A 3,668-nucleotide genomic window follows, 5' to 3' on the forward strand; every position below is an offset into this window, starting at 1 on the left:
CTGGCCGAGATCGACAAGCGCCGTCAGGCCGATCTGTCCGAGCACGGCGACGAAGCGGCGCGCGAGCGCGCCTCGCGCGTCGCGATGCTGACGGTGGCCGCGCGCGGCGCGGTCGAATCGTTCGCGCGCGAATTCGAGCAGATGGCCGACCTGCGCCGCCGCGCCACCAAGGCGCTGGGCCGCTGCACGCAGAAGGACAACATCCGCTTCGACGGCCTCGCGCGCGTCTCGCACGTGACCGACGCCACCGACTGGCGCGTCGAATATCCGTTCGTGATCCTCACGCCCGACACCGAAGCCGAGATCGCCGCATTGGTGAAGGCCTGCTTCGAACTGGGCCTGACCGTGATCCCGCGCGGCGGCGGCACTGGCTACACGGGCGGCGCCGTGCCGCTCACGCCGTTCTCGGCCGTCATCAACACCGAAAAGCTCGAGCAACTGGGCGCGGTCGAACAGACCGAACTGCCGGGCGTCGCGCACAAGGTCGCCACCATCTTCTCGGGCGCCGGCGTCGTCACGCGCCGGGTGACCGAGGCGGCCGAAGCGGCCGGCTACGTGTTCGCGGTCGATCCGACCTCGCTCGACGCGTCGTGCGTCGGCGGCAACGTCGCGATGAACGCGGGCGGCAAGAAGGCCGTGCTGTGGGGCACCGCGCTCGACAACCTGGCCTGGTGGCGGATGGTCGACCCGGACGGCAACTGGCTCGAAGTCACGCGTCACGACCACAATCAGGGCAAGATCCACGACATCGCGATGGCCCGCTTCGAGCTGAAGTGGTTCGACGGCGCGTACGCGCCGGGCGAGAAGCTGCTGCGCAGCGAAATGCTCGAGATCGAAGGCAAGCGCTTCCGCAAGGAAGGCCTCGGCAAGGACGTCACCGACAAATTCCTGGCCGGCCTGCCGGGCGTGCAGAAGGAAGGCTGCGACGGTTTGATCACGTCTGCGCGCTGGGTGCTGCACAAGATGCCGGCGCATACGCGCACGGTCTGTCTCGAGTTCTTCGGCCAGGCGCGCGAGGCGATTCCGAGCATCGTCGAAATCAAGGATTACCTGTTCGAAACGTCGAAGCAGGGCGGCGCGATCCTGGCCGGCCTCGAGCACCTCGACGAGCGCTATCTGCGCGCGGTCGGCTACGCCACCAAGAGCAAGCGCAACGCGTTCCCGAAGATGGTGCTGATCGGCGACATCGTCGGCGACGACGCCGACGCGGTGGCCGCGGCCACCTCGGAAGTGATCCGCATGGCCAACGGCAAGAGCGGCGAGGGCTTCGTGGCCGTCAGCGCCGAGGCGCGCAAGCGTTTCTGGCTCGACCGCAGCCGCACCGCCGCGATCGCGAAGCACACCAACGCGTTCAAGATCAACGAGGACGTGGTGATCCCGCTCAACCGCATGGGCGAGTACACCGACGCGATCGAGCGCATCAACATCGAGCTGTCGCTGAAGAACAAGCTGCAGATCCTCGACGCGATCGAGGCGTTCTTCCGCACCGGCAACCTGCCGCTCGGCAAGAGCGACGACGCGAACGAAATCCCGAGCGCCGAACTGCTCGAGGATCGCGTGCAGCAGGCGCTCGACCTGTTCAAGCAGGTGCGTGCGCGCTGGGAATTCCTGCGCGACCGGCTCGACATGCCGCTGCGCGAGGCGCAGCACTACATGGTGCAGCTCGGCTACGAGAAGCTCGCCGACACGTTCGCCGCGCGCGCCGATGCGCAACCCGACGCCAACGTGTTCCACATCACGCAGGATCGCACCGTGCGCGTGTCGTGGAAGCAGGAGCTGCGCGCCGAGCTGCGCAACATCTTCAACGGCGGCGCGTTCAAGCCGATCCTCGACGAGGCGCAGGCGATCCACAAGCGCGTGCTGCGCGGGCGCGTGTTCGTCGCGCTGCACATGCACGCGGGCGACGGCAACGTCCACACCAACCTGCCGGTCAACTCGGATAATTACGAGATGCTGCAGGACGCCCACGCGGCGGTCGCGCGCATCATGCAGATCGCGCGCTCGCTCGACGGTGTGATCTCCGGCGAGCACGGCATCGGCATCACCAAGCTCGAATTCCTGACCGAAGAGGAAATGAAGGATTTCCGCGCCTACAAGCAGCGCGTCGATCCGCACGACCGCTTCAACAAGGGCAAGCTGATGCAGGGCGCGGATCTGCGCAACGCCTACACGCCGAGCTTCGGCCTGATGGGCTACGAATCGCTGATCATGAAGCAGTCCGACATCGGCGCGATCGCCGAATCGGTCAAGGATTGCCTGCGCTGCGGCAAGTGCAAGCCGGTGTGCGCCACCCACGTGCCGCGCGCGAACCTGCTGTACAGCCCGCGCAACAAGATCCTCGCCACCTCGCTGCTGGTCGAGGCGTTCCTGTACGAGGAGCAGACGCGCCGCGGCGTGTCGATCAAGCACTGGGACGAGTTCAACGACGTGGCCGACCACTGCACGGTCTGCCACAAGTGCGTGACGCCGTGCCCGGTCAAGATCGACTTCGGCGACGTGACGATGAACATGCGCAACCTGCTGCGCAAGATGGGCAAGAAGAAGTTCAATCCGGGCCAGGCGGCCGGCATGTTCTTCCTGAACGCCACCAACCCGCAAACCATCAACGCCGCGCGCGGCGTGATGATGGGCGTCGGCTACAAGGCGCAGCGCTTCGCCAACGACGTGCTCAAGAAGGTCACGAAGAAGCAGACGGCGCGCCCGCCCGCCACCACCGGCAAGCCGCCGGTGGTCGAGCAGGTGATCCACTTCGTGAACAAGAAGATGCCGGGCAACCTGCCGAAGAAGACGGCGCGCGCGCTGCTCGACATCGAGGACAACAAGGTCGTGCCGATCATCCGCAACCCGAAAACCACCACGGTGGATTCGGAGGCGGTGTTCTACTTCCCGGGTTGCGGCTCCGAGCGGCTGTTCTCGCAGGTCGGCCTGGCCACCCAGGCGATGCTGTGGGAAACGGGGGTGCAGACGGTGCTGCCGCCGGGCTATCTGTGCTGCGGCTATCCGCAGCGCGGCTCGGGCCAGAACGACAAGGCCGAGCAGATCGTCACCGACAACCGCGTGCTGTTCCACCGCATGGCCAACACGCTGAACTACCTGGACATCAAGACGGTGGTGGTGTCGTGCGGCACCTGCTACGACCAGCTGGCCGGCTACGAATTCGAGAAGATCTTCCCGGGCTGCCGGATCATCGACATCCACGAGTTCCTGCTCGAAAAGGGCATGAAGCTCGACGGCGTGGCCGGCACGCGCTACATGTATCACGACCCGTGCCACACGCCGATCAAGACGATGGATCCGGTCAAGCTCGTCAACGAGCTGATGGGCGCGGAGAACGACGGCTACAAGATCGCCAAGAACGACCGCTGCTGCGGCGAATCGGGCACGCTGGCCGTGACGCGGCCGGACATCTCGACGCAGATCCGCTTCCGCAAGGAAGAGGAGATCCGCAAGGGCGCGGCGCGCCTGCGCAACATTCCGGTGGTGTCGGGCGACGGCGCGAGCGGTGCGGCGGCGCCCGCGCCGGCCGGCGAAACGCAGGTCAAGATCCTGACCAGCTGCCCGTCGTGCCTGCAGGGCCTGTCGCGCTACAACGAGGACGCCAACATCGACGCCGATTACATCGTCGTCGAGATCGCCCGCAACGTGCTCGGCGAGAACTGGATGGCGGA

General features: G+C 66.3%; 1 protein-coding gene. It reads left to right on the plus strand.

The window, feature by feature from the left end:
* Positions 1 to 3,668 (plus strand): FAD-binding oxidoreductase (locus tag G3N92_RS32080; RefSeq protein WP_206131553.1); only part of this gene is annotated, 3,668 nt, incomplete at both ends.

Source organism: Burkholderia sp. Ac-20379 (assembly GCF_017104645.1).
Classification (GTDB): Bacteria; Pseudomonadota; Gammaproteobacteria; order Burkholderiales; family Burkholderiaceae; genus Burkholderia.